Here is a 1,020-nt window from a genome sequence, read left to right as displayed (position 1 = left end):
TAACACTGATCATTTAAGCATTTTCCTGATCAGTTGAACGATCCTACAGATGGTTAACAATACCCTTAAGCACTTTTGTTTAAGGGTATTTTTTATGCTGTCACACTGGTTAATCGATGTTGACGATTTTGCTAATCCAGAATCTCTTTCTTTGTTTCAAAAAGACCTTCCGCTAGATTGGATAAACCAAGCTTTATCTGAAACGAACAAAGCGAGTATGCGCCGTAGAAAGCTACCCGCAGAACTCGTTGTATGGTTAGTCGTTGGTATTGGTTTATATCGAGATAGACCGATTACCGATGTACTCGATAAGCTCGACCTCAAATTGTCTAATTCATTGGGTGAAACGATTGCACCTAGTGCAATTCCTCAGGCAAGAAAACGCCTCACCGCTGAGCCTTTAAAGTCATTATTCTCAATCACAGCAAAGCATTGGACACAGTCGGAAGATGCGGGTGATAAATGGAATGGTTTGAGCCTATTTTCAATCGATGGCACACAGTTTAGAACTCACGATAACCCAAGCTTAGCTGAGCATTATCAATATGTTTACTACCGAAAAGACAGGCACACTGAGTACCCAATCGTTCGAATGTGCGCACTCACATCACTACGGAGTCGCCTTATTCATGATGTGGCTTTTGGGGAAAGTTCTAAAGGTGAAATCAGCTATGCAAAAGATTTAATTTCATCAGCAGTTCCGAATTCATTGACCATTTTTGACCGTTGCTACTTGAGCGCAGAACTTATGCTTAACTGGCAACAAGAGCATGGAACAAGCCACTGGATGACACCAATAAAGTCGAATGTGAAATATGAAATCATCGAGCAGCTCGATGATGATGGGCGAGATCTGATTGTGGAGATGAAAGTCTCTCCCCAGGCTAGAAAACAAGACCCGAGTCTCCCAGAAACGTGGAAAGCTAGGCTAACTCTATATCCCGATGACGTTGAACAACAACCCAATCATATACAAGGGCTGCTGACTTCTCTAACAGATAGAAAATACAGTTTAAAATC

1 protein-coding gene is annotated in these 1,020 nt (G+C 41.7%); it reads left to right on the top strand.

Going from position 1 to position 1,020, the window contains the following annotated elements; translation table 11 throughout:
* Positions 1 to 94: 94 nt before the first annotated feature.
* The coding region (locus AB6C75_RS23585; RefSeq protein ID WP_372109532.1) for an IS4 family transposase at positions 95 to 1,020 on the top strand (926 nt) is incomplete at its 3' end.

The organism is Vibrio sp. 10N.237.312.B06 (assembly GCF_041464685.1).
GTDB lineage: Bacteria > Pseudomonadota > Gammaproteobacteria > Enterobacterales > Vibrionaceae > Vibrio > Vibrio tasmaniensis_A.
The sequence above is the reverse complement of the archived record's forward strand: the minus strand, read 5'-3'. Positions and strand labels throughout refer to the sequence as shown.